Source organism: Diaphorobacter limosus, assembly GCF_033100095.1.
GTDB lineage: Bacteria > Pseudomonadota > Gammaproteobacteria > Burkholderiales > Burkholderiaceae_C > Alicycliphilus > Alicycliphilus limosus.
This window is the reverse complement of the sequence record NZ_CP136921.1, coordinates 1,871,793-1,892,459: the sequence shown is the minus strand read 5'-3', so window position 1 is coordinate 1,892,459 and position 20,667 is coordinate 1,871,793. Positions and strand designations below refer to the sequence as shown.

Below are 20,667 nucleotides of genomic sequence, written 5' to 3'. Positions count from 1 at the left end.
TTCAGCGTGCGGTTTGCGGGGTGTGGGACTCGGTGCGGATGTTGTTCTGCACGCCGTCGCTGCCCTTGCGCGGCTGCCTGGCTTCGTCCTCGGTCAGGATCCAGGCCGTGAGCAGCATGCCGGTGCTGGCCTCGATCACGTAATTCACCTTGAGCGGCTGGTTGATCAGGCTGTGCGCAAACACCAGCGCGTTGCTGGTGTTGAAGATGCGCAGGCCTGGCGCCAGGCGCACTGACTGGTTGTTCAGGCGCGCCTCGGCGCTGCTGTGAATGGTCAGCTGACCGCGCAGCGCGGCCTCGGGAAAGTGGCGCTGGCCGGCGGGCGTGGGCTGCGCGTGGACGGCCACGGGCAGGGCCAGCATGGCGGCGATGGCCAATGCGGGGAGGGTGCAGCGTTGCATGGTGTGTATCCAGGGGCTGTTGCTATCAATGCAAAAAACCCACAGCACCTGAGGCACTGCGGGTTTTTCTTGTGTGGTGGTGGTACCGGGACTTGAACCTGGGACATCAGCATTATGAATGCTGCGCTCTAACCAACTGAGCTATACCACCGAAGCCATGAATTATAGAACGAAAATTTGGCGTGCCATCACTGGTGCGTGAAATTTGCCGCGCGCTTGTTCACGAAGGCGTCCATGCCTTCCTTCTGGTCTTGTGTGGCGAACAGCGCGTGGAACAGGCGGCGCTCAAACATCACGCCGTCGGCCAGCGTGCCTTCGAACGCGCGGTTCACTGACTCCTTGGCGGCCATGACGGCGATCTGCGAGAAGCCGCTGATGATCAGGGCGGCGCCCAGGGCCTCGTCCATCATCTTGTCCAGCGGCACGACGCGGCTGACCAGGCCGGCGCGTTCGGCCTCTTGGGCGTCCATCATGCGGGCGGTCAGGCACATGTCCATGGCCTTGGATTTGCCCACGGCGCGCGGCAGGCGCTGCGTGCCGCCCGCGCCGGGGATGACGCCCAGCTTGATCTCGGGCTGGCCGAACTTGGCGTTGTCGGCGGCGATGATGAAGTCGCACATCATGGCCAGCTCGCAACCGCCGCCCAGGGCAAAGCCGCTGACGGCGGCGATCACCGGCTTCCTGATGCTGCGGATGGCCTCCCAGTTGCGCGTGATGTAGTCGCCCTTGTAGGCGTCGGCAAAGCTGTACTTGGCCATGGCGCCGATGTCGGCGCCGGCGGCGAAGGCCTTCTCGCTGCCGGTGAGGATGATGCAGCCGATGGACTCGTCGGCATCAAAGGCCTGCAGGGCCTGGCCCAGCTCGTTCATGAGCTGGTCGTTCAGGGCGTTGAGCTGCTTGGGGCGGTTCAGCGTGATGACGCCGACCTTCTCGCCCTCGGTGCGGACGGTGATGCATTCGTAGGCCATGGGGATCTCCGGTATGGGTGGGTTGAACCGGTTGACTATAACCAAGCTACCAAGCTGCCAAGATCAATTGCTGTTGTCCCCGGCCCGTGAAAGCAAAGGCACAGACCCGGGGTCGGGTCCGTGCCTCCATGGGAGACGCGCCTTGCGCTTACTGTTGCTTGACGCTGTAGCGGATGTCCGCCGGCGCGCCCGCCGTCAGGTCACCGGGCTTGACATTGCGGAAGGCGTTCTCGGCATCGGCGCCGCTTTTCGCGGCCAAGGCGACCTTGGCCAGGAAGTCTGCCGCCGTCATGCCGGCGCTGGCGCTGAGCCTGACCGCGAAGCTGCCATCCGAGGCAATGCTGTTGACCGAATTGCCGCCGCTCAGGTAGGCCACCGAATAGGAGCCCGTGGGCATGCTTTTCTGTAGCTCGATCACGGCGCGGGCGGCGGCATGCAGGGCGCTGGTACGCCCGTAGTTGCCGCTGCTGTGCCCGCCCGGGCCCTGGAATTCGACCAGGAGGACGGAGGTGCTTTGCGCCTGGGCCAGGCCGCCCATCAGGCAGGAGGCGGCGAACAGGGTGATTGCGAAGGTCTTGGTCATGGTGTCACCTCGTACTTGAGTTCGCGGCTGCGCTTGCCGATGGGGGCCACCGAGGGGGCGACCACCGTGCTGTCGGACAGGTGGTAGCCGGAGGTGGTCAGGATGGCGGTCATGGCGCGCTTCAGGCGCTGCACCTCCAGCTTGGGGTCGCCCTTGGTGCCCCATTCCCAGAAGGCATGGCCACCGCCGCCGGCTGCATTAGAAGCCAGGGTCCAGTTGTAGGTGGGCACGCCGGTGTTGGCCGGAACGTTGTCGTTCAGGCTGCTGGAGCCCGTGGGCACCTTGGCCTGCTTGTCCACGTCGACGATCTGCGCCGTGACCCAGCCCGCCTGCAGCGCGATGTTGGCCTGGTCACCATTGACGAACGCCGGGCGCAGGCCGTACCAGACCTGCTCCAGCGTCGCGGCGTCGACGGCGTTCTCGGCCTTGCCGTAGCGTGCGTTTTCGGCATTCAGGCCGGCCTTGAACAGGGGTTCTATGCTGGCACGCACCTCGTTGAGGGTGTCGGTGCGCTCCGAGCGCATGTCCACCAGCAGGGTGCAGCTGGGCACCACATCGCTGCCCGCTGCGGGTGCTTTGCAGCTGGCCTGGCCCACGGTGTAGGTGGTCTTGACCACGCCCGGGCGCAGCTCGGACGGCGTCTTGACATCGGCAATCCTGGCAATGGTGGCGGCCATGGCCTCGACCGCGCTGGGCTGGCCCGCCGCGGGGTGGGTGGGCGCCTTGAACTTCATCTCGAAGCGGTGGCTGCCGGTCAGGTTGACGGCGCCGCCGCCCTCGGAGCCAAAGTTGGCCACGAAGTTGAGCGGGTTGGAGCCCGTCCCCAGGTTCTGGTCAAAGCCGAACAGCTGCTTCATGCCGGCCAGGTTGCCCTTGCCTTCTTCGCCGGCCGTGCCGCAGATCCACAGGTCGTACACCGGCTTGATGTTGTTCTTCTTGAACAGGCGTGCCAGCGTGAACAGGCTGGAGGTGTTGCCCATGGCGTCCGAATAGCCCGGCACGTAGATGCGCACGCCACCGCCGTCCTTGGCCGTGGCCTCGGTGGCAAACCAGCGGCTGGCCAGCGCGTAGTTGGCGTCTTCGATGATGCGGCCGGAGCCGTCAAACGCCAGCTCGGTGCCGATGGCGGCCAGCTGCTCGGGTGAGGTCACCACGGCATCCTTCAGCGACTGCAGCTTGATCGGCTGGTAGGGGGCGCTGTCGGGGGGCAGCACCTCGGGGTTGACCACGTCGATGTGCGATTCGACCAGCACCTTGGGGAACTGGCCCTTGTAGGACTGGGCGTTGGGCGAGCTGGAGTAGCTGCCCTTGATCTCCACGCAGGCGTTGTAGACCGGCAGGCCGTCGACGATTTGCACGTCCGAGCCTGACAGGTTGCCGTCGGCGCGGGTCTTGACCTCGGATGCCAGATAGCCCCATTCATTGACCATGCGCCGGTGCACCTCGGCGGCCATGCGGCTTTCGTAGCGCGAGGGCGAGGCAATGCGCACCAGTTCCATGTGCTGGTTGAAGCGCGCCTTCTCGCTGGCAGCGGTGCTCAGCTCGGCCACGATGTCTTGCAGCTTTTTGTCTGCCATGACCTTTTTGGCCGACTCGGCGATCGCGGGGTCGATCTCGGGCACGCCGTTGACGATGGCCGTGGGCTTGGGCAGCGGTGCTTCGGCGTCGCCATCACTGTTGCCGCCGCAGGCGGCCAGCAGCACGGCGGCCGACACGGTCGCCAGCAGCGGTGCGGAACTCGGGACATGGTGGGGTTTCATCGTGCACTGCCTCCTGGATCATGGTTCAAATTGAAACGGACACGGGGAGATGCTTGATGTGTGGCACCCGCGTAACAAGGCCACCGCATGAAGCGGGTGCAAACTTACAATGACTGCCGCAGTCTGTCGCGCCAGCTGGCGCCGCCACGCGGCGGTGGCTTGTGGCCTGGCGCTATGCGGTGGCCGCCTGGGCGGCGCCCAGCCAGCGCTGTGCCGCGGCGGCGTCCTGCACGTCCAGGCGCACGGTGTCTGCCGATGGGCCGGCGGCAGGCAGGGCCAGCGGCAGGCGCAGCAGGCGCCGGTCGCGGGCGACGATGGCCGTGACCTCGGTGGCGCCGTCGGCATAGAGCGCCAGTTCGTCCAGCCGGTGCAGGCGCCAGGCCTGGCCCTGGGCCTCCAGCGCCAGCCATTCGTCGCCGGCCATGAAGCCCGCCGCCTCGGCCGCTCCGCCGTGGAGCACGGTCTTGACCTGTATGCCGCCGTTTTCTGCCACGCGCAGGCCCAGGCGCTGGGCGGTCTGCGCGGGCTCGGCCTGCAGCGTGATGCCGTGGGCGCCGAGCAGCTCGGCCAGCGGCAGCTCTTCGGTGCCATGCACCCATTGCGCGATCTCGCCCGCCCAGTCACGGCCCGAGAGCTGCTGCAGCACGGCCAGCAGATCGGCCTCGGCCATGGGGCCGCCATCGCAGCGTTGCCACAGCGCGCGCATCACCTCGTCCAGCTGGGTGCGGCCGTCCCGGCGCAGCGCCAGATCCAGGCACAGGGCGACGAGCGCGCCCTTGGTGTAGTAGCTGACCGTGGCGTTGGGCGTGTTCTCGTCCTGGCGGTAGTACTTGACCCAGGCGTCAAAACTGGCCTGGGCCACGGACTGCACCCGGCGCCCGGGGGTCTGCAGCACCTGGTTGATGGTCTTGGTCAGCAGCTTCAGGTAGCCGGCGTGGTCCAGCAGGCCGGCGCGGCGCAGCAGCAGGTCGTCGTAGTAGCTGGTGAAGCCCTCGAAGAACCAGAGCAGCTCGGTGTAGTTCTCGCGCGCATAGTCGTAGCGCGCGAACTCGGCCGGGCGCAGGCGCTTGACGTTCCAGGTGTGAAAGTACTCGTGGCTGATCAGGCCCAGCAGGGTGGTGTATCCCTCGCTGGCCTGGATCTCCTTGTCGCTCTGACCCAGGCGCGGCAGGTCGCGCCGGGCGCAGATCAGCGCCGTGCTGTTGCGGTGCTCCAGGCCGCCGTAGCCGTCGTGCACGGCGTTGAGCATGAACAGGTAGCCGTCGAATGGCGGGCGCTCCTCGCCATGCCAGAAGCGGATGGCCTCTTCGCAGATGCGCTGCGCGTCGCGCACCAGCCGCGCGCCGTCGAACGAGGGCGCGGCGCCGGCGACGATGAAGCGATGTGGCACGCCGCCGGCGCTGAAGCTGGCGCTCCAGAACGCGCCCATTTCCACCGGGCAGTCGGCCAGCTCGTCGTAGTCACGCGCGCGGTAGCGGCCAAAGCCGGCGGCGTTGACCTGCTCGGGCGCCAGGCCCGTAGCCAGCGACCAGTGGGCCAGGGCGGGTGGTTGCAGCACCTCCAGCACATGCGCCTCATCCTCCTGGCCCAGCACGCGCAGGCACAGGCTGGTGGCGTTGAAGAAGCCGCGCGCTCCGTCCAGCCAGGCGGTGCGCACCGAGTTGTCGTAGGCGGCGACCTCATAGGTCAGCACCAGGGGCGTGCCGCTCTGGCATTGCGCCAGCCAGCGGTGTTTGTCGAGCTGAGCGAGCGCGACCGCCTTGTCGCCCTGGCTGGCGCGCAGCGACTGCAGGTTCTTGGAGAACTCGCGCATCAGGTAGCTGCCGGCTATCCACACGGGCAGCGACAGCTCCTGGCCGGCGGCCGGCGCGGCCACGGTCAGCGTGACCTGGTACAGGCGCGCATGGGTTTGCGCGGGGTCGATGCGGTAGTGGATGGCGGCTGTGGCGGTGGCGGCGGAGGGCATTGCGGAATCTATAAAAAAGATAGCTGTTTGCGCTTGGTATTCATCGTTTTCAGTTTAATAACTTATGAAAGCGACCTGAATACAAGCGCAAACAGCTCATGTATCAATAGCAAACCCGGCGCATTGCCGGTAGCGCTTACTTGGTGCCGTTGCCGGCCTCGGCCAGGCGCTTTTCCACCTCTTGCGCACCCACGGCGCCGGGCACGCGCGAACCGTCGGCAAAGATCAGCGTGGGCGTGCCGGTGATCTTGTGCTTGCGTCCCAGCGCCAGGTTGCGCTGCAGCGCGGCCGTGTCGCAGCTGGCGGCGGCCGGGGTCTTGTCGCGCAGCATGAAGTCCTGCCAGGCGCCGGCCCGGTCCTTGGCGCACCAGATGTTGCGCGACTTCTCGGCCGAGTCGGGGCTGAGGATGGGGTAGAGGAACAGGTAGACGGTGACGTTGTCCACGTTCTGCATGTCTTTCTCGAAGCGCTTGCAGTAGCCGCAGTTGGGGTCTTCAAACACCGCCAGCTTGCGCTCGCCCTTGCCATGCACGATGGTGAAGGCGTCCTGCAGCGGCAGGGCCTGGAAGTCCACGGCGGTGAGTTTGTTCAGGCGATCCTCGGTCAGGTTGCGCCGCGCCTTGGTGTCGATCAGCTCGCCCTGGATCAGGTAGTTGCCCTGGGCGTCGGTGTAGAACAGGTCCGTGCCTATGCGCACCTCGTACAGCCCCTTCATGGGCGTGGGGCGCACCTCGTCGATCTGCTGCAGCTGCGGAATGCGCTCGGCCAGGGTCTTGCGTATCGTGCTGTCCTGCGCCAATGCGTTCAAGCCCAGGCACAGGGCGCTGGCGCCCAGCAGGGTGGGGACAAGTTTCATTGCGTCGTTCCGTTCTTTCATCTCATTGTTCAATCGGTGCCCATGGCGCGGCGCGCCACCCAGGCTTTCAGCGGGCCGCTGTGCTCAAAGCCCTTCATGCCCCAGTTGCGCAGCGCGGCCAGCGCGCTCTCGCGCCGGGCAAACAGTTGCTGCAGGCCATCCATGGCCATGCCCATGGGCAGCAGCGCGGCCTTGCGTTCGCGTTCGTAGCGGCGCAGCAGGCGCAGATCGCCCACACCGCGCCACGGGGCGCGCTGGTGCAGCACCCGCGCCAGCGCGCCGGCATCGCCCAGCCCCAGGTTCAAGCCCTGGCCCGCCAGCGGATGCACGTTGTGCGCCGCGTCACCGGCCAGCGCCCACCCCCGGCCGGGCTGGCCGGGCAGGGCGCCGCACCAGTGGCGTGCCTGCGCCTGCTGCAGCGGCCAGCTGGCGCGCGGCCCGCTTTGTTGCAGCGCGCCCAGGGCGCCGCGGCTGGCCTCGTGCAGATGCTGCGTGAACTCTTGCTCGTCGGCCTGCAGCCAATGCGCCACGTGCTCCTGTGGAACAGACCAGACCACAGCCACGGAGTTCCCCTGCGCTCCGCCCAGCGGCAAAAACGCCAGGATGGAGCCATCGGGCGCAAACCACTGGCGTGCCACCTGGCCATGCGGGCGCTCGCACGCCAGGCGCGTGGCGATGGCGTGCTGGGCGTAGGGGGTGATGTCGAACTCCACGCCGAACTCGGCGCGCGTGCGGCTGGCGCGGCCCTCGCAGACCACGGTCAGCGCCGCGGCCACGGGTTCGGTGACCTGCTCGACCAGCGGCTGGTAGCGGATGGCCTCTTGCAGCCGCTCCTGCAGCGCCGGCACGTCCACGATCCAGGTCAGCGCGTCGCAGCCCTGCTGCGCGGCGTCAAAGCGCACCATGCCGTCCTGGTCGGCCTGCACCTGCATTTGCAGCACGGCCGTGGCATGTGCCTCGTCGGGCCACGCGCGCACCGATTCGAGCAGCGCGCGCGAGGCGGCGTTGAGCGCGTAGGCACGCACATCGGCCACCTGCGGTGCGCCCGCTGGTGGCGTGACCAGGGCCACGCGCAGGCGCTCGCGCGCCAGCAAAAGAGCCAGGGTGCGGCCCACCACGCCCGCACCACGGATACATACGTCAAAAGTCTGCGCCATGTGCGAATTGTAGGGATGCGCCCGCCGCCCCTGGCGCCGCGATGGTCGGCCCGGCCGTGGCGGCGGCGAAAACCCTTGGCGCGCGGGATTTGTCCGCGCTCTTAAAATGGCGGGTTTGTCTCGCTACCTTACGAAAGCCCTGCCATGAGCCTGCAATGCGGCATCGTGGGCCTGCCCAATGTGGGCAAGTCCACCCTCTTCAACGCCCTCACCAAGGCCGGCATCGCCGCCGAGAACTACCCCTTCTGCACCATAGAGCCGAACACCGGCGTGGTCGAGGTGCCCGATCCGCGCCTGGCCCAGCTGGCCGACATCATCACGCCCGAGCGCGTGGTGCCGGCCATCGTCGAGTTTGTGGACATCGCCGGCCTGGTGGCCGGCGCCAGCAAGGGCGAGGGCCTGGGCAACCAGTTCCTGGCCCATATCCGCGAGACCGACGCCATCGTCAACGTGGTGCGCTGCTTTGAAGACCCGAACGTGATCCACGTGGCGGGCAAGGTCGATCCCATCTCCGACATCGAGGTCATCCAGACCGAACTCTGTCTGGCCGACCTGGCCACGGTGGAGAAGGCTTTGAACCGCTACAGCAAGGCCGCCAAGAGCGGCAACGACAAGGAGGCGGCCAAGCTGGTGTCGTTGCTGACGCCCATCCAGGCCGCGCTCAACGAGGGCAAGCCGGCGCGCGCCATAGCGGTCAGCAAGGAAGACGCGCCGCTCTTGAAGCAGTTCTGCCTGATCACCGCCAAGCCGGCGATGTTTGTCGGCAACGTGGCCGAGGACGGCTTCGAGAACAACCCGCTGCTGGACAAGCTGAAGGAATACGCGGCCGCGCAGAACGCGCCCGTGGTCGCCATTTGCGCAAAAATAGAGGCCGAAATGGCCGAGATGAGCGACGAAGACCGCGACATGTTCCTCGCCGAGATGGGCCAGGACGAGCCCGGCCTGAACCGCCTGATCCGCGCCGGCTTCAAGCTCTTGGGCCTGCAGACCTATTTCACCGCCGGCGTGAAGGAGGTGCGTGCCTGGACCATCCACGTCGGCGACACCGCGCCCCAGGCGGCCGGCGTGATCCACGGCGACTTCGAGCGCGGCTTCATTCGCGCCCAGACCATCGCCTTCGACGACTTCATCCAGTTCAAGGGCGAGCAAGGCGCCAAGGACGCCGGCAAGATGCGCGCCGAGGGCAAGGAATATGTCGTCAAGGATGGCGATGTGATGAACTTCCTGTTCAACGTCTAACCTCAACGGGCGGCCCTAACCGCCCGTTTTGCCCTATGCATCGCGGCATCGTCTATGCCAGCCTGGCCTACGTGGTCTGGGGGCTGTTCCCGCTGTATTTCCAGCTGCTCACCGCCGTGTCGCCGGTGGAGATCATTGCGCACCGCACGCTGTGGTCCTTGCTGTTCCTGCTGGGTCTGCTGGTCGTGCGGCGGCAGCTGGCCTGGGTGCGGCAGGTGGTGCGCCAGCCGCGCGTGCTGAGGGTGTTCGCGCTCTCGGCGCTGCTGCTGGCCGGCAACTGGCTGGTCTATGTCTGGGCCGTGACGAATGGCCAGGTGCTCGAGTCCAGCCTGGGCTATTTCATGCTGCCCCTGGTCAGCGTGGCGCTGGGCACGGTGTTTTTGCACGAGCGGCCCCGGCCCGGCCAGTGGCTGGCCGTGGGCATTGCCGCGGCGGGCGTGGCCTGGCTCACCTGGCAGACCGGGCGCCTGCCCTGGGCGGCGCTGGCGTTGGCGCTGAGCTTTGGCTTCTACGGCCTGCTGCGCAAGACGGCCACGCTGGGCGCGCTGGAGGGTCTGTCGCTAGAGACAGCGTTGCTGGTGCCGCTGGCGCTCGCCTATCTGGCCTGGACGGGGCAGGGCGGCCAGGCGGCCTGGACGCATGCCGGCCCCGGCTTGCTGGCCAGCCTGCTGGCCGTGGGGCCGATCACGGCCGTGCCGCTGCTGCTGTTCGCCGCCGGCGCGCGGCGCATTCCGCTGGCCACGCTGGGGCTGCTGCAGTACATCTCGCCCATGCTGCAGTTTCTGCTGGGTGTGTGGCTGCTGGGCGAGACGGCCTCGCCCGCGCGGCTGGTGGGTTTTGGTCTGATCTGGGCGGCGCTGCTGTGCTACTCGGTGGAAGGCCTGTGGTGGCAGCGCATGGCCAAGGCCACATATTGATCAAAATGGCCTGTAGCGCCCGCCAATAGGGCGCAGCAGCTATCAAATCAGGTGCGCAAGAATGGCAGGGGTACATCCCCCGGTATCGGGCACTCATAGGGCTTGCCCTGGCGGCGCTCCAGCAGCTCCGCCTGGGCCTGGGCGATGAGTTCGGGCCGGTTCACCAGTTCGATGGCCGTGGCCGTGAGCACGCGCGCGGCGCGCACCATGCCGGCATGGGCCAGGGCGGATTGGCCCTGCGACACCATCTGCCAGGAGTGCATGGGCGTGCCGAAGGCGTAGCAGGCCACCCAGGCCTGGACTGTGGGCGTGATCCAGCTCACGTCGGCCACGTCGGTGGAGCCGAACAGGATCTCGTTGACCGCCGGGTCGTAGGGTGCCACGCCCTCGAACACGGCGGGCACCTGACCGCGCAGCACGCTGGCCAGCGGCCGGCTTACCGCATCCAGGTCGTTCTTGCTCAGCGTGGCCTGGAAGCGCCCGGCCTGGCCCTGCTCGCCGGCGTCCACGGTGAGCGCGCCCTCGGCCAGCAGCTTGGCGTACAGCACCTGGTTCAGCGTGCGGTTCTGCAGCAGGTTGGAGCAGGCCTTGTCGAAGACGATGTCCACCTTGCAGTCGGTCATCAGCGCCGCGCCGCGGGCCACGTTCTGCACGCGCTCGTACAGCTCGGCGGCCTCGTGGTTCTGCGCCGCGCGTATCAGGTACAGCACCTCGGCGCGCGCCTGCACCACGTTGGGCGACAGGCCGCCCGAGTCGGTCACGGCGTAGTGCACGCGCGCGTCGGACGGCATGTGCTCGCGCAGGTAGTTCACGCCCACGTTCATCAGCTCCACCGCGTCCAGCGCGCTGCGCCCCAGGTGCGGCGAATGCGCGGCGTGCGAGGCCTTGCCGTGGAAGATGAACTTGGCCTGGATGTTGGCCAGCGTGGTCTGGCTGAACACGCTGGTGAAGCTGCCCGGGTGCCAGGTCAGGGCCACATCCACGTCGTCGAACACGCCGGCGCGCGCCATGAAGGTCTTGCCCGAGCCGCCCTCCTCGGCCGGGCAGCCGTAGTAGCGCACGCGCGCCTTTTGGCCGCTGGCCAGCAGATGCGCCTGCAGCGCGACCGCCGCAAAGTGCGCCGAGGTGCCCAGCAGGTGGTGGCCGCAGCCGTGGCCCGCCAGGCCCGGGCTGTCCACGGATGGCGTGCACACCAGGGCGCCGCTTTGCTGGTTCAGCCCCGACAGGGCGTCGTACTCGCCCAGAAAGGCGATCACCGGGCCCGAGTCGCCCCACTCGGCCATGAAGGCCGTGGGAATGCCGGCCACATCCGGCGTGACGCGAAAGCCCGAGGCGGCCAGCGCGTCCATGTGCAGCCGGGCCGATGCCGTCTCGGCATAGCGCAGCTCGGCCAGCGACCAGATCTGGTCGGCCAGCGCGGCCATGCGCGGCGTCTCGCGCGTGAAGAATTCCTGCAGTTGTTCCATGCTTGCCTCGCTCACTCGGGCTTCACGCCGATCTTCTCGAGCAGCGCCTTGTTGCGCTGCGACTCGCGCGCGATCTGGGCCGGGAACTGGCCCTGATCCATGTCGCTGGCATTGGCGCCCACGGTCTTCAGGCGCTGTTGCACCTCGGGCAGATGCGTGGCCTTGACGGCCGCCTCCTGCAGGCGCTTGACGATGGGCGCGGGCGTGTTCTTGGGCACGACGATGCCAAACCAGCTGATGCCCAGCTGGTTCAGGCCCTCATAGCCCAGCTCCTTGAAGGTGGGCACGTTGGGCAGGTCGGGCGAGCGGCCGTCGGAGGCCTGGACAAAAGGAATCAGCTTGCCGCTCTTGATGTGCGGCATGGCGGACGGCAGCTGGTCGGGCATGAGCTGCACCTGGCCGGCCAGCGCGTCGTTCAGCGCCGGGCCGGCGCCGCGGTAGGGCACGATCTGGATCTCGGTCTTCAGCGTGTCGTTGAACGAGGCCAGCAGCAGATGGCCCAGCGTGCCCAGGCCGGGCACGGCGCCGCTGATCTTGCCGGGCTCGGCCCGGGCCTTGGCGACGAAGGCGTCAAAGGTCTTCACGCCCAGGCTGGGGTGCACCATGTAGACGGCCGGTATGGTGACCAGATTCGCCACCGGCGTCAGCTTGGCCGGCAGGCCCTCGGCGCGCGTGAACAGGAAGGGGTTGATGGTCATGGTGCTCACCGTGGCCATGCCCACGGTGTAGCCGTCCGGCGCGGCCTGGGCCACGGCCTCGGTGCCGATCACGCCGCCCGCGCCGGCCTTGTTGTCCACCACGATGGCCTGGCCCAGGGTGCTGCGCAGCCCCTCGGCCACGATGCGCGCCACGATGTCGGTGGAGCCGCCGGCGGCAAAGGGCACGATGAGCTTGATGGGCTTGTTCGGGTAGCCGTCACCGCCCTGGGCCCAGGCCTGGGGCAGGGCGGCGCAGGCGGCCAGCACGGCGATGGCCACCGCCTTCAGGCCCAGGCGGCTGGTATAGGTGGTCTCTTGCGGGTTGGCTTGCAGGGTGGGCATGGTTTGTCTCCTTGAATGGGTTGTCTTGGGCGACCGCCTGGCGTTGGGCGGCGCCGCCCGGGTGTGTGGCGCCACTGTAGGCAAAAGTTGTCCGGCCGGGTTGCCGATTTTTCCCTTAGGTATAAGCAATGCCGATGGCATCATGCGCGTCGCCCTGGTAAACAACTGCATAGATAGGGAGAGTAATGAACAAACCCAATACCTTGCCGGAGAGCCGGGTGCTCTTCTCACGACTGCTGCGCCATGGCCGCCTGCGCCAGCTGCAGCTGCTGGTGACGCTGCAGCACAGCGGCTCGCTGATGAAGGCCGCGCAGCACCTGGACATGAGCCAGTCCGCGGCCACGCAGGCGCTGGCCGAGCTCGAGCGCGTGCTGGATCTGCGCCTGTTCGAGCGCCATGCGCGCGGCATGCGCGCCACGCCCGCCGGTCAGGCCCTGACAGATGCGGCGCGCGGCGTGATGAGCGAGCTGGAGGATGTTGCCGAGACGCTGGCCGCCATCCGCCTGGGTGCCAGCGCCGCACTGCGCCTGGGCTCGATTCCGGCAGCGGCGCACGTCATCCTGGGGCCGCTGCTGGCGCGCTTTTATGTCCGGCACCCGCAGGTGCATGTGGACGTGCAGGAGGGCGAGGGCGCGCGCCTGTTGCCGCTGCTCATCGCCGGCGCGCTGGATGCGGTGTTCTGCCGCCGCCCCGCGCTGTTGCCTGACAGCCATAGCTTCGCGCCGCTGCTGGCCGATGAGGCGGTGTTCATCGCCGCGCCGTCCCACCCGCTGGCCCGGGTGCGGCAGCTGCGTCTGGCGCAGCTGGCACAGGCGCGCTGGGTGCTGCCAGCCTCCAGCATTGCCGTGCGCGACATTTTCGAGCGCGTGGTGCTGGCCGCGCTGCCCCAGGCCCAGTGGTTTCCGGTCGCCACCGTCTCGCTGCCGGTGCTCGAAGGCCTGCTGTCCCAGCCCGGCGCCGTGACGGTGGTGCCGCGCAGCATCTTGCCGGCGCTGCACCATGGCGGATCGTCGCCCGGCGTGTGCCTGCTGGACATCGCCCTGGCGCCAGAGACCCTGGCGCTGGCGCCCCTGGGTGTGGCGTACCGCAGCGAGGCCACGCCCGCGCTGTTGCGCGAGATGCTGGCGCTGTGGCCTGCGCCGGGTGCCGTGCGGTGAGGGGGTGTCAGGGCACCAGGTACAGCAGGCCGGCGGTCATGGTCGTATAGCGCGCCAGCTTGCCGATGGCCATGTAGATCAGGCAGGGCCAGAACGGCATGCGCAGCCAGCCGGCCACGGCGCACAGCGGGTCGCCCACCACGGGCAGCCAGGAGAGCAGGCAGGTCTTGGGCCCCCATTTGCGCAGCCAGACGCGCGCGCGGCGCTCGTGGCGCGTGAGCGCGCGCGGCGGTTTGGCGTTGGCGTCGATGGGCTGGCCGGCGCGCCGGCGCCGTCTGGCCGCGTCCCAGGCCTGGTGCGCGCCCAGGCCCATCCACCAGCTCACGGCACCGCCCAGGGTGTTACCGGCCGTGGCCACGAGGATGGCCGGCCAGAACAGTTCCGGGTTCAGCTTGACCAGGCCGAACACCGCCGGTTCCGAGCCCAGGGGCAGCAGGGTGGCCGAGACAAAGGCCACGACGAATACCGTGCTGAGGCCGAACTGCGGCAGCGCCAGCAGGTTCAGCAGATGTTGCATCCAGGCTTCCATAGCAGGGCTGGGAGTGTAGAGGCATGGGCGCGGCGGCCCTGCCGCCATTTCATTTGCTGAAATTTTGAGCAGGTAAAATACCGCCCCTCACCCGTGCTCCCATCCCCAACGCCTGACATGCATATCGGCCATATTCCCCTGGCGAATCGGTTGTTCGTCGCCCCCATGGCGGGGGTGACGGACAGGCCGTTTCGCCAGCTGTGCAAGCGGCTGGGCGCGGGCTATGCGGTGAGCGAGATGGTCACCTCGCGCAGGGACCTGTGGGCCAGCCTCAAGACCAGCCGGCGCGCCAACCTCGAGGGTGAACCCGGCCCGATCGCCGTGCAGATCGCCGGCACCGACGCGGCCATGATGGCCGAGGCTGCGGTCTACAACGTGGAGCGCGGGGCCCAGATCATCGACATCAACATGGGCTGCCCGGCCAAGAAGGTGTGCAACAAATGGGCCGGCTCGGCGCTGATGCAGAACGAGGCGCTGGCGGTGGAGATCGCCGCGGCCGTCGTCGCCGCCTGCGCCCCGCACCAGGTGCCGGTGACGCTGAAGATGCGCACCGGCTGGTGCCAGCAGCAGAAGAACGCCGTGCAGTTGGCGCGCCAGTTCGAGGCCGTAGGCGTGCAGATGCTCACCGTGCACGGCCGCACGCGCGAGCAGGGGTACAAGGGCCAGGCCGAATACGAAACGATTGCCGCCGTGAAGGCCGCGGTGCGCGTGCCGGTGGTGGCCAATGGCGACATCACCTCGCCCGAAAAGGCGCGCTCCGTGCTGGCGCAGACCGGCGCCGACGCCATCATGGTCGGCCGTGCGGCCCAGGGCCGGCCCTGGATCTTCCGCGAGATAGCGCATTACCTGGCCACCGGCGAGCAGCTGGCGCCGCCCCTGGTGGCCGAGGTGCGGCGCCTGCTGCTGGAGCACCTGCAGGATCACTACGGCCTGTACGGCGTGGCCAGCGGCGTGCGCAGCGCGCGCAAGCACATTGCCTGGTATGTGCGCGCGCTGCCGGGCGGCGAGGCCTTCAGGCAACGCATCAACACCATGGAGGACTGCGCGGAGCAGTGGCAGGCCGTGGCCGATTATTTCGACGCCCTGGGCGATTCGATGGACCGGCTGCCGCCCGCGCGCGACGACGCAGGCCCGCAGACGAGGGAATCAATGCATGAGCAAACACAATATTGAAGAATGTGTGCGCGAAAGCCTGCAAAGCTACTTTCGCGACCTGGGCGGCGAGGCGCCCGACGGCGTCTACGACATGGTCGTGCGCCTGGTGGAAAGGCCGCTGCTGGAGGTGGTGATGCACCACGCCGAGAACAATCAGTCCCGCGCCGCCGAATGGCTGGGGCTGAACCGCAACACGCTGCGCAAGAAGCTGCTGGATCACAAGCTGCTCTGATGCTAACAAAACCATAGCTTCTTGCGCTTTATAGGCGAGGGCTAGAGTCAAATTTCAATCCAAACCTTTGCAATCCCCATGAACGCACTTCTTTCCGTCTCTGACAAAACCGGCATCGTCGAATTTGCCCGTGCCCTGCATGCCCTGGGCATCAGGCTGCTGTCCACCGGCGGCACCGCCCAGCTGCTGGCCAGGGAGGGCCTGCCCGTCACCGAGGTGGCCGAGGTCACGCAGTTCCCCGAGATGCTGGACGGCCGCGTCAAGACCCTGCACCCCAAGGTACACGGCGGCCTGCTGGCGCGGCGCAGCCTGCCGGCGCACATGGCGGCTTTGCAGCAGCACGGCATTGACACCATAGACCTGCTGGTGGTCAACCTCTACCCCTTCGAGGCCACCGTGGCCAAGGCCGGCTGCACGCTGGCCGACGCCATCGAGAATATCGACATCGGCGGCCCGGCCATGGTGCGCAGCGCCGCCAAGAACTGGCAGGACGTGGGCGTGGTCACCGCCGCCGACCAGTACGCCGGCGTGCTGGCCGAGCTGCAGGCCCACGGTAAGCTCAGCGACAAGCTGCGTTTTGCCCTGTCGGTGGCGGCATTCAACCGCATCGCTCAGTACGACGGCGCCATCAGCGACTACCTGTCGTCGGTGCAGTTCGAGGAAGAAAAGCTGAACGATGCCTATGTGCCCGAGCGCAGCGCCTTCCCCGGCCAGAGCAACGGCCATTTCATCAAGGTTCAGGATCTGCGCTACGGCGAGAACAGCCACCAGAGCGCCGCCTGGTACCGCGACCTGCACCCCGCGCCCGGCTCCATCGCTACGGGCGTGCAACTGCAGGGCAAGGAACTGTCCTACAACAACATCGCCGACGCCGACGCAGCCTGGGAATGCGTGAAGAGCTTCAAGCTTCCGGCCTGCGTCATCGTCAAGCACGCCAACCCCTGCGGCGTGGCCGTGGGCACCAGCGCGCTGGAGGCCTACAGCAAGGCCTTCCAGACCGACCCCACCAGCGCCTTCGGCGGCATCATCGCGCTCAACCGCGCCGTCGATGGCGCCGCGGCGCAGAAGATTGCGCAGCAGTTCGTAGAGGTGCTGATGGCGCCCGACTTCACGCCCGAGGCGCTCGAAGTCTTCAAGGCCAAGGCCAATGTGCGCCTGATGAAGATCGCCATTCCCGCCCCCGGCGGCGCCACGGCCTGGGAGCAGGGCCGCAACGCCATGGATGCCAAGCGCATCGGCTCGGGCCTGCTGCTGCAGACGGCAGACAACCACGAGCTGCAGCTGCCCGACGTCAAGGTCGTCACCCTCAAGCAGCCGACGCAGGAGGAAATGCAGGATCTGATGTTCGCCTGGAAGGTCGCCAAGTACGTCAAGAGCAACGCCATCGTGTTCTGTAAGGGTGGCATGACCATGGGCGTGGGTGCGGGGCAGATGTCGCGCCTGGATTCGGCGCGCATTGCCAGCATCAAGGCCCAGGCGGCTGGTTTGAGCCTGCAGAACACCGTGGTGGCGAGCGACGCCTTCTTCCCCTTCCGCGACGGCCTGGACGTGGTGGTGGACGCGGGCGCGACCTGCGTGGCCCAGCCGGGCGGCTCGATGCGCGACCAGGAGGTCATAGCCGCGGCGAACGAGCGCGGCGTGGCCATGGTCTTCACCGGCGTGCGCCACTTCCGTCATTGAATTCGGTACACCCCCCTGAGCGGCTGCGCCGCTTCCCCCCGCTCTCGCATTGCGTTGCAATGCGGGCAGGGGGACGCAGCCGGCGCGGCGGGGCGGCCCTTGCGCGGCTGCCCGCGCGCTCAGCGCCCATGGCGCATGTTGCTGCCCTGCGTAGCCAATAAGCAAAAAGGCCCGCAAGGGCCTTTTTTAATGAAATAAGGCTGCAGCGCTTATCCATCAAGCGCAAGTAGCTATTATTTTTATAGTTTGGCAAACACCTCGCGCGCCAGTGCCACGGTGTCTTCTATGTCTTGCGCGCTGTGCGCGCTGCTCACAAAGCCGGCCTCGTACAGCGCCGGGGCGATGTATACACCGCCGTCCAGCAGGCCGTGGAATAGCTGGTTGAATTTGGCGCCGTCGGTCTTCAGCACCTCGGGGTAGTTCTGCGGCAGCTCGGGGAGGAGGAAGAAGCCGAACATGCCGCCCTGGCTGTCGGCGCAAAACGGCACGCCGGCGGCCTTGGCAGCACCCGCCAGCCCATCGACGAGCGAACGCGTGCGCGTGGCCAGCGCCTCGTAAAAACCGGGCTTGGCGATCTCGCGCAGCGTCGCCAGGCCGCAGGCCGTGGCCACCGGGTTGCCGCTCAAGGTGCCCGCCTGGTACACCGGGCCCAGCGGCGCCAGCTGCTCCATGATGGCGCGCGGCCCGCCAAAGGCCGCCAGCGGCATGCCGCCGCCAATCACCTTGCCCAGCACCGTGAGGTCGGGTTTGAAGCCGGGAATCTGCTGCGCATACAGGCCCTGCGCACTGCCCAGGGCCACGCGAAATCCGGTCATGACCTCGTCGATGACCAGCAGGGCGCCGTTCTGCGTGCAGAGTTCGCGTGCGCGGCGCATGAAGGCGGTGGAAGCGCGCACGAAGTTCATGTTGCCGGCAATCGGCTCCATGATCACGCAGGCGACATCCTTGCCGTGCAGCGCGAAGGCCTCTTCGAGCTGGGCCACGTCGTTGTATTCGAGCACCAGGGTGTGCTGCACCACCTCGGGCGGCACGCCGGCGCTGGTGGCGTGGCCAAAGGTGGCCAGGCCCGAGCCGGCCTTGACCAGGAGTGAATCGGCGTGGCCGTGGTAGCAGCCGTTGAACTTGATGATTTTGCTGCGCCCGGTGGCGCCGCGCGCCAGGCGGATGGCGCTCATGCCGGCTTCGGTGCCCGAGCTGACCAGGCGGATCATCTCCATCGATGGCACATGGCGGATGATTTCTTCCGCCAGTTCGACCTCGCGCTCGGTGGGGGCGCCAAAACTGAAGCCTTCCAGGGCGGCCTTCTGCACGGCCTCCAGCACGGCCGGGTGGCCGTGGCCCAGGATCATCGGGCCCCAGGAGCCGATGTAGTCGATGTACTTCTTGCCGTCGGCGTCCCACATGTAGGGCCCTTGGGCGCGGGCGATGAAGCGCGGCGTGCCGCCTACGGCGCGAAAGGCGCGCACGGGCGAGTTCACGCCGCCGGGGATCAGCGCCTTGGCGCGTTCGAATAGGGTTTGGTTGTGGTCAGTGCTGTGTGTCATGGGGTGGAAAATCAAAATCCGCCGCGGTGGGCGCGGGCTCTTCACTATTGTCGTCCTCATCGGGCTCGGCCCAGAACATCCGGTCGGGCAGCACATGGCCCATGCCGGGCCTGAAGCCATGCTCCAGGCAGCCGTCGAGGTAGGTCAGGGCCTCGCTCGTGGCCTCGCCCAGGTCGTTGCCGCTGGCCACCAGTGCGGCCAGCGTGGCCGACAGGGTGTCGCCGGCGCCGACGAAGGTGGCCTCGAAGCGCTCGAAGCGCCCGCTGCCCAGCACGGTCTGGGCCGAGGTGAGGGTGTTCTCGATATGCTGCTCGGCCGCGGGAATGCCGGTCACCAGCAGGTAGGGCACGCCGCTGTCGGCGACCGCCATGGCCAGGTCGCGCGCCGTGGGGGCGCGCTCGCTGCTCCAGTCCGGCAGCAGCCAGCGCCACAGCGTGCTGTGGTTGCCCACCAACACCGAGGTCTGGGGCAGCAGCAACTCCAGGAAGGCGTCCTGGTATTGGTCTATCAGGTCGTCGTGCCACCAGGACAGGTCGGGCATGTAGGCGACTACCGGGATTTCGGGATAGTCGGTGGCAATCTCGGCGATGGCGCTCAGGTTCTCCGGGCTGCCGACAAAACCCACCTTGATGGCCTGCACGGCCATGTCCTCGAGAACGGCGCGCGCCTGGTCGGCCACGGCATCGTCGTCAAAGGCGCAGTGGTCGTGGATCTCGGCGCTGTCGCGGATATAGGCACCGGTCACCACCGGTGCCGGGTGCCCGCCCACCGAGGCCACCGCCGCGATGTCGGCCGCCAGGCCGCCCGCGCCGCAGGGGTCGTTGGCATTGAAGGCCAGCACGCAGATGGCGGGCAGCATGGCATCGTCATCGGCGGGGGCTGGATTGTCTTGGGGGGTGAAAGTCATCGTGCTCATGGTCGGGTGCCAGCGTAACCGGTGGCGTGAAAACAGCATCCCGCAGTCATGACTAGATACAATCGTTGCATTCTATGTAAGTGCCCCTTAAGCTGTGACCGACCTGAAGACCTGGATGTGCGTGGTGTGCGGCTGGATCTATGACGAGGCAGAGGGTTGCCCCGAGGACGGCATAGCGCCAGGCACCCGTTGGGCGGACATCCCGGCGAGCTGGACATGCCCGGAATGTGGGGCCGGCAAGCAGGATTTCGAGATGGTCGAAATATGAGATGGCGGGCGCGGCGATGGCCGGCCTGGTGTTTTGACCGCCTAAGAGGAGCAATGGGAAATTGGCTATGACGACAAGCGATACCACTTTCAGAGTACTCGTGGTGGACGACAGCAACACCATTCGGCGCAGTGCCGAGATTTTTTTGAAGCAGGGCGGTCACGAGGTGTTGCTGGCCGACGATGGCTTCGACGCCTTGTCCAAGGTCAATGATTACCAGCCCCAGCTGATCTTCTGCGACATCCTGATGCCCAAGCTCGATGGCTACCAGACCTGCGCCATCATCAAGCGCAACGCGCGCTTTTCCGATACGCCGGTGGTCATGCTGTCCTCCAAGGACGGGGTGTTCGACAAGGCGCGCGGGCGCATGGTCGGCTGCCAGGAATACCTCACCAAACCCTTCACCAAAGACCAGCTGCTGCTGGCCGTGCAGCAATTTGCCAATGCGCAACAAGGAGTGATGTGATGGCTATCCGCAAAGTGCTGGTCGTGGACGACTCGAAGACCGAGTTGCTGTACCTGACCGACCTGCTGCAAAAAAAGGGTATGCAGGTGCGCACCGCCGAAAACGGCGAAGAGGCCTTGCGCCGCCTGGCCGAGGACAAGCCGGATCTGATCCTGATGGACGTGGTCATGCCCGGCCAGAACGGCTTCCAGCTCACGCGCTCCATCACGCGCGACCCGCTGTATGCCGATGTGCCGGTGATCATGTGCACCAGCAAGAACCAGGAAACAGACCGCGTCTGGGGCATGCGCCAGGGCGCGCGTGGCTACATCACCAAGCCGGTCGATCCTGCGGAGCTGCAGGCCAAGATCGACGCGCTGAACTGACAC

General features: G+C 67.3%; 21 protein-coding genes and 1 tRNA gene. 9 read left to right on the top strand and 13 right to left on the bottom strand.

What is annotated here, in order from left to right:
• Position 1 precedes the first annotated feature (1 nt).
• From P4826_RS09135 to P4826_RS09100, 8 genes are all read right to left on the bottom strand, one after another.
• Positions 2 to 400 carry a hypothetical protein gene (locus P4826_RS09135; RefSeq protein WP_317703525.1) on the bottom strand — a complete coding sequence of 133 codons (399 nt, stop codon included), beginning with the start codon at positions 398 to 400 and terminating at the stop codon, positions 2 to 4.
• 74 nt (positions 401 to 474) lie between these two features.
• Positions 475 to 551 (bottom strand) — tRNA-Met (locus P4826_RS09130).
• Between the two features lie 37 nt (positions 552 to 588).
• Complete coding sequence (locus P4826_RS09125) at positions 589 to 1,368, bottom strand: enoyl-CoA hydratase (RefSeq protein WP_317703524.1); 780 nt, start codon at positions 1,366 to 1,368, stop codon at positions 589 to 591.
• 148 nt (positions 1,369 to 1,516) lie between these two features.
• Positions 1,517 to 1,951 carry a peptidase dimerization domain-containing protein gene (locus P4826_RS09120; RefSeq protein WP_317703523.1) on the bottom strand — a complete coding sequence of 145 codons (435 nt, stop codon included), beginning with the start codon at positions 1,949 to 1,951 and terminating at the stop codon, positions 1,517 to 1,519.
• Positions 1,948 to 3,711 (bottom strand): zinc-binding metallopeptidase family protein, encoded by a 1,764-nt coding sequence (locus P4826_RS09115; protein ID WP_317703522.1) that lies wholly within the window; start codon positions 3,709 to 3,711, stop codon positions 1,948 to 1,950. Before P4826_RS09115 ends, P4826_RS09120 begins: the two co-directional genes overlap by 4 nt.
• A gap of 172 nt (positions 3,712 to 3,883) precedes the next feature.
• Positions 3,884 to 5,677 (bottom strand): M61 family metallopeptidase, encoded by a 1,794-nt coding sequence (locus P4826_RS09110; protein ID WP_317703521.1) that lies wholly within the window; start codon positions 5,675 to 5,677, stop codon positions 3,884 to 3,886.
• Positions 5,678 to 5,813: 136 nt separating this feature from the next.
• Positions 5,814 to 6,533 carry a DsbC family protein gene (locus P4826_RS09105; RefSeq protein WP_317703520.1) on the bottom strand — a complete coding sequence of 240 codons (720 nt, stop codon included), beginning with the start codon at positions 6,531 to 6,533 and terminating at the stop codon, positions 5,814 to 5,816.
• A 29-nt stretch (positions 6,534 to 6,562) separates the two neighbouring features.
• On the bottom strand, positions 6,563 to 7,690 hold the full coding sequence (locus tag P4826_RS09100) for an FAD-dependent monooxygenase (RefSeq protein WP_317703519.1): 1,128 nt from the start codon (positions 7,688 to 7,690) through the stop codon (positions 6,563 to 6,565).
• A gap of 144 nt (positions 7,691 to 7,834) precedes the next feature.
• Here P4826_RS09100 and ychF point away from each other — a divergent pair, with 144 nt between their 5' ends.
• Positions 7,835 to 8,929, top strand: coding sequence for a redox-regulated ATPase YchF (gene ychF, locus P4826_RS09095; protein WP_317703518.1), 1,095 nt, complete (start codon positions 7,835 to 7,837; stop codon positions 8,927 to 8,929).
• A gap of 35 nt (positions 8,930 to 8,964) precedes the next feature.
• A complete protein-coding gene (gene rarD / locus P4826_RS09090) occupies positions 8,965 to 9,846 on the top strand; it encodes an EamA family transporter RarD (RefSeq protein WP_317703517.1) in 882 nt (293 codons plus the stop codon).
• Positions 9,847 to 9,893: 47 nt separating this feature from the next.
• On the opposite strand, the gene P4826_RS09085 is transcribed toward rarD, so the two are convergent.
• Positions 9,894 to 11,312, bottom strand: coding sequence for a M20 family metallopeptidase (locus P4826_RS09085; protein ID WP_317703516.1), 1,419 nt, complete (start codon positions 11,310 to 11,312; stop codon positions 9,894 to 9,896).
• Positions 11,313 to 11,323: 11 nt separating this feature from the next.
• Positions 11,324 to 12,352, bottom strand: coding sequence for a tripartite tricarboxylate transporter substrate-binding protein (locus P4826_RS09080; RefSeq protein ID WP_317703515.1), 1,029 nt, complete (start codon positions 12,350 to 12,352; stop codon positions 11,324 to 11,326).
• A 185-nt stretch (positions 12,353 to 12,537) separates the two neighbouring features.
• Between P4826_RS09080 and P4826_RS09075 the strand changes: the two genes are divergently transcribed.
• Entirely contained in the window at positions 12,538 to 13,509 is a 972-nt protein-coding gene (locus tag P4826_RS09075) for a LysR family transcriptional regulator (protein WP_317703514.1), read from the top strand.
• 7 nt (positions 13,510 to 13,516) lie between these two features.
• Here the strand turns inward: P4826_RS09075 and P4826_RS09070 are convergent, their stop codons facing one another.
• Positions 13,517 to 14,026 carry a YqaA family protein gene (locus tag P4826_RS09070; protein ID WP_317703513.1) on the bottom strand — a complete coding sequence of 170 codons (510 nt, stop codon included), beginning with the start codon at positions 14,024 to 14,026 and terminating at the stop codon, positions 13,517 to 13,519.
• A 129-nt stretch (positions 14,027 to 14,155) separates the two neighbouring features.
• Between P4826_RS09070 and dusB the strand changes: the two genes are divergently transcribed.
• The 3 genes from dusB to purH all read left to right on the top strand — a co-directional run bounded on the left by dusB (position 14,156) and on the right by purH (position 17,105).
• The gene (gene dusB / locus P4826_RS09065; RefSeq protein ID WP_317703512.1) at positions 14,156 to 15,211 is read left to right on the top strand and encodes a tRNA dihydrouridine synthase DusB; all 1,056 of its coding nucleotides are present in this window, start codon (positions 14,156 to 14,158) and stop codon (positions 15,209 to 15,211) included.
• Positions 15,192 to 15,425, top strand: a complete 234-nt coding sequence (locus tag P4826_RS09060; protein WP_317703511.1) for a Fis family transcriptional regulator — start codon at positions 15,192 to 15,194, stop codon at positions 15,423 to 15,425. Before dusB ends, P4826_RS09060 begins: the two co-directional genes overlap by 20 nt.
• 78 nt (positions 15,426 to 15,503) lie before the next feature.
• The gene (gene purH / locus P4826_RS09055; protein WP_425605248.1) at positions 15,504 to 17,105 is read left to right on the top strand and encodes a bifunctional phosphoribosylaminoimidazolecarboxamide formyltransferase/IMP cyclohydrolase; all 1,602 of its coding nucleotides are present in this window, start codon (positions 15,504 to 15,506) and stop codon (positions 17,103 to 17,105) included.
• Between the two features lie 239 nt (positions 17,106 to 17,344).
• Here the strand turns inward: purH and hemL are convergent, their stop codons facing one another.
• Complete coding sequence (gene hemL / locus P4826_RS09050) at positions 17,345 to 18,649, bottom strand: glutamate-1-semialdehyde 2,1-aminomutase (protein WP_317703510.1); 1,305 nt, start codon at positions 18,647 to 18,649, stop codon at positions 17,345 to 17,347.
• Positions 18,633 to 19,565, bottom strand: coding sequence for a bifunctional hydroxymethylpyrimidine kinase/phosphomethylpyrimidine kinase (gene thiD / locus P4826_RS09045; RefSeq protein ID WP_317703509.1), 933 nt, complete (start codon positions 19,563 to 19,565; stop codon positions 18,633 to 18,635). Before thiD ends, hemL begins: the two co-directional genes overlap by 17 nt.
• 115 nt (positions 19,566 to 19,680) lie before the next feature.
• Between thiD and P4826_RS09040 the strand changes: the two genes are divergently transcribed.
• The 3 genes from P4826_RS09040 (at position 19,681) to P4826_RS09030 (ending at position 20,664) form a co-directional block, all read left to right on the top strand.
• Positions 19,681 to 19,833 (top strand): rubredoxin, encoded by a 153-nt coding sequence (locus P4826_RS09040; RefSeq protein WP_317703746.1) that lies wholly within the window; start codon positions 19,681 to 19,683, stop codon positions 19,831 to 19,833.
• A 67-nt stretch (positions 19,834 to 19,900) separates the two neighbouring features.
• Complete coding sequence (locus tag P4826_RS09035; protein WP_317703508.1) at positions 19,901 to 20,299, top strand: response regulator; 399 nt, start codon at positions 19,901 to 19,903, stop codon at positions 20,297 to 20,299.
• Positions 20,299 to 20,664: a response regulator gene (locus P4826_RS09030; protein WP_317703507.1), complete on the top strand. Its 366-nt coding sequence runs from the start codon at positions 20,299 to 20,301 to the stop codon at positions 20,662 to 20,664. Before P4826_RS09035 ends, P4826_RS09030 begins: the two co-directional genes overlap by 1 nt.
• The last annotated feature ends 3 nt before the right edge of the window (positions 20,665 to 20,667 follow it).

Excerpts from the sequence above, each read along its gene's own strand:
- hemL (WP_317703510.1), bottom strand. The coding sequence starts at position 18,649 with ATGACACACAGCACTGACCACAACCAAACCCTATTCGAACGCGCCAAG.
- P4826_RS09080 (WP_317703515.1), bottom strand. The coding sequence starts at position 12,352 with ATGCCCACCCTGCAAGCCAACCCGCAAGAGACCACCTATACCAGCCGC.
- purH (WP_425605248.1), top strand. The coding sequence starts at position 15,504 with ATGAACGCACTTCTTTCCGTCTCTGACAAAACCGGCATCGTCGAATTT.
- thiD (WP_317703509.1), bottom strand. The coding sequence starts at position 19,565 with ATGAGCACGATGACTTTCACCCCCCAAGACAATCCAGCCCCCGCCGAT.
- P4826_RS09085 (WP_317703516.1), bottom strand. The coding sequence starts at position 11,312 with ATGGAACAACTGCAGGAATTCTTCACGCGCGAGACGCCGCGCATGGCC.
- P4826_RS09120 (WP_317703523.1), bottom strand. The coding sequence starts at position 1,951 with ATGACCAAGACCTTCGCAATCACCCTGTTCGCCGCCTCCTGCCTGATG.
- P4826_RS09135 (WP_317703525.1), bottom strand. The coding sequence starts at position 400 with ATGCAACGCTGCACCCTCCCCGCATTGGCCATCGCCGCCATGCTGGCC.
- P4826_RS09070 (WP_317703513.1), bottom strand. The coding sequence starts at position 14,026 with ATGCAACATCTGCTGAACCTGCTGGCGCTGCCGCAGTTCGGCCTCAGC.
- P4826_RS09040 (WP_317703746.1), top strand. The coding sequence starts at position 19,681 with ATGTGCGTGGTGTGCGGCTGGATCTATGACGAGGCAGAGGGTTGCCCC.
- P4826_RS09030 (WP_317703507.1), top strand. The coding sequence starts at position 20,299 with ATGGCTATCCGCAAAGTGCTGGTCGTGGACGACTCGAAGACCGAGTTG.
- P4826_RS09060 (WP_317703511.1), top strand. The coding sequence starts at position 15,192 with ATGAGCAAACACAATATTGAAGAATGTGTGCGCGAAAGCCTGCAAAGC.
- ychF (WP_317703518.1), top strand. The coding sequence starts at position 7,835 with ATGAGCCTGCAATGCGGCATCGTGGGCCTGCCCAATGTGGGCAAGTCC.
- P4826_RS09100 (WP_317703519.1), bottom strand. The coding sequence starts at position 7,690 with ATGGCGCAGACTTTTGACGTATGTATCCGTGGTGCGGGCGTGGTGGGC.
- P4826_RS09075 (WP_317703514.1), top strand. The coding sequence starts at position 12,538 with ATGAACAAACCCAATACCTTGCCGGAGAGCCGGGTGCTCTTCTCACGA.
- P4826_RS09110 (WP_317703521.1), bottom strand. The coding sequence starts at position 5,677 with ATGCCCTCCGCCGCCACCGCCACAGCCGCCATCCACTACCGCATCGAC.
- P4826_RS09035 (WP_317703508.1), top strand. The coding sequence starts at position 19,901 with ATGACGACAAGCGATACCACTTTCAGAGTACTCGTGGTGGACGACAGC.
- P4826_RS09115 (WP_317703522.1), bottom strand. The coding sequence starts at position 3,711 with ATGAAACCCCACCATGTCCCGAGTTCCGCACCGCTGCTGGCGACCGTG.
- rarD (WP_317703517.1), top strand. The coding sequence starts at position 8,965 with ATGCATCGCGGCATCGTCTATGCCAGCCTGGCCTACGTGGTCTGGGGG.
- P4826_RS09125 (WP_317703524.1), bottom strand. The coding sequence starts at position 1,368 with ATGGCCTACGAATGCATCACCGTCCGCACCGAGGGCGAGAAGGTCGGC.
- dusB (WP_317703512.1), top strand. The coding sequence starts at position 14,156 with ATGCATATCGGCCATATTCCCCTGGCGAATCGGTTGTTCGTCGCCCCC.
- P4826_RS09105 (WP_317703520.1), bottom strand. The coding sequence starts at position 6,533 with ATGAAACTTGTCCCCACCCTGCTGGGCGCCAGCGCCCTGTGCCTGGGC.